This is a genomic window from Rhizobacter sp. P2_H2, from assembly GCF_056403375.1.
Genome location: NZ_JBFUFP010001063.1, coordinates 1 through 1,814, shown reverse-complemented (window position 1 = coordinate 1,814; position 1,814 = coordinate 1). Strand labels below are relative to the sequence as shown.

General features: G+C 70.9%; 4 protein-coding genes. All 4 read right to left on the bottom strand.

The window, feature by feature from the left end; translation table 11 throughout:
* On the bottom strand, positions 1-276 hold a 276-nt coding region (locus AC1D15_RS30050), incomplete at its 3' end, for a nucleoside monophosphate kinase (RefSeq protein ID WP_477828899.1).
* 183 nt (positions 277-459) lie between these two features.
* A complete protein-coding gene (gene kdsB / locus AC1D15_RS30045) occupies positions 460-1,215 on the bottom strand; it encodes a 3-deoxy-manno-octulosonate cytidylyltransferase (RefSeq protein WP_477828898.1) in 756 nt (251 codons plus the stop codon).
* Positions 1,212-1,418 (bottom strand): Trm112 family protein, encoded by a 207-nt coding sequence (locus AC1D15_RS30040; RefSeq protein WP_477828897.1) that lies wholly within the window; start codon positions 1,416-1,418, stop codon positions 1,212-1,214. Before AC1D15_RS30040 ends, kdsB begins: the two co-directional genes overlap by 4 nt.
* Before the next feature lie 14 nt (positions 1,419-1,432).
* The coding region (locus tag AC1D15_RS30035) for a tetraacyldisaccharide 4'-kinase (protein ID WP_477828896.1) at positions 1,433-1,814 on the bottom strand (382 nt) is incomplete at its 5' end.

Sequence of the window (1,814 nt, the reverse complement as noted above, 5' to 3'; positions counted from 1 at the left end):
CTGCGGGATGGTGCGCGGGAAGCCGTCGAACAAGAAGCCCTTCGCGCAATCGGGCTGGGCGATGCGCTCCTTCACGAGACCGATGATGATGTCGTCGCTGACCAGGCCGCCCGCGTCCATCACCTTCTTGGCCGCCACGCCGAGCGGGCTGCCGGCCTTGACAGCCGCACGCAGCATGTCGCCGGTGGAGATCTGCGGGATGCCGAACTTCTGGCAAATGAACGCCGCTTGCGTGCCCTTACCGGCGCCTGGCGCGCCCAGCAGAATCAGTCTCATCAGTCTTCCTCAATTTATGGAATTCGTGGCCGCGGTGCCAGCCGGCGCAGGCACGGGCTTTTGCCATCGAGAATAGCATGCGACTTCCTGCGCGAAACTGACGCAGGGCAGGTCGCCGGGCCCTCGGCGCCCCCGGGTTTACACCGGCTTCGCAGGTGCGCGATTCACCCGATCAGTGCCCGCTCAGCGCCCGATCTGCGCCCGAACACGGGCCAGGTCTTCGGGCGTGTCGACCCCCGGCCCGGGGCGCACCGCGCTCACGTGCACCGCGATGCGATGCCCATGCCACAGCACGCGCAACTGCTCCAGCGATTCGGTCTGCTCGAGCGGGCAGGGCGGCAGCTTCGGGAAATCCCTCAGGAAGCCGGCGCGGTAGCCGTAGAGGCCGATGTGGCGCAGCGGCGGGGGAGACGACAGCGCCTCGATGCCCGAGGCATAGCCGTCGCGCCACCACGGGATCGGCGCGCGCGAGAAGTAGAGCGCGCGGCCCGCGCCGTCGAGCACGACCTTCACGACGTTCGGGTTGCGCAGCTCGTCGACGCTGTCGATCGCATGCGCCGCGGTGCTCATCGGGCAGTCGGGCTGCGATTGCAGCAGCGCCGCGCAGGCGTCGACCAGTGCGGGCTCGATCAGCGGCTCGTCGCCCTGCACGTTGACGACGATCTCGCCGGGCTGCAGGCCCAGCAGTGCGCAGGCCTCGGCGAGGCGATCGCTGCCGGTCGGGTGGTCGGTGCGCGTCAGCACGCAGGCCACGTCGTGCGCGCGACAGGCGGCGACGATCTCCGCATCGTCGGCGGCCACCACCACCTGCTGCGCGCCCGACAGCGCGGCGCGGCGGGCGACGCGCACGATCATCGGCAGCCCGCCGATGTCGGCCAGCGGCTTGCGCGGCAGCCGCGTCGACTGCAGCCGTGCCGGCACGAGGACGGTGAAGCTCACGCGCTGCTCCCGGCCTCGGCAGGCGCGGTGTCCAATGAGCGCGCCTCGGTCTCGAGCATGATCGGCATGCCGTCGCGCACCGGGAAGGCCAGGCGGTCGGCGTTGCACACCAGTTCGTGCGCCGCATCCTGCGGCGGGCGCTTGTGCTCCAGCGGCCCCTTGCACAGGGGGCACACCAGCAGTTGAAGCAGTCGGGTGTCCATCGGGCGTCCTCGGGTCAATGGTGGGCTCGCTGCGGAAGCAGCGCGAGCAGCTCGGCGGCGAAGGCCGGCGGAAGCTGGAAGTCTAGCGTCGCGACCCACACGCGGGTCGTGCCGAGGCGCGCGGGATCGAGCTTGACGGCATCTTTCTCGGTGACGACCACGTCGGCCGTGTCGGACGCCCAGGGCAGCTGCGCGAAATCGTGGTGATCGGGCAGCGGCAGCTCGGCGATGTCGAGGCCGGCCTCGCGCAGCATCGAGAAGAAGCGCTGCGGATGCGCGAGCCCGGCGGCGGCGAGCAGGCGGCGGCCGCGCAGGTCGGTGGCAGCGGCGGACGTGCCCTCCAGCCAGGCCTGCAACGGCGTGAAGCGGCGCAGGCCGCGCTGCACGACATGACCC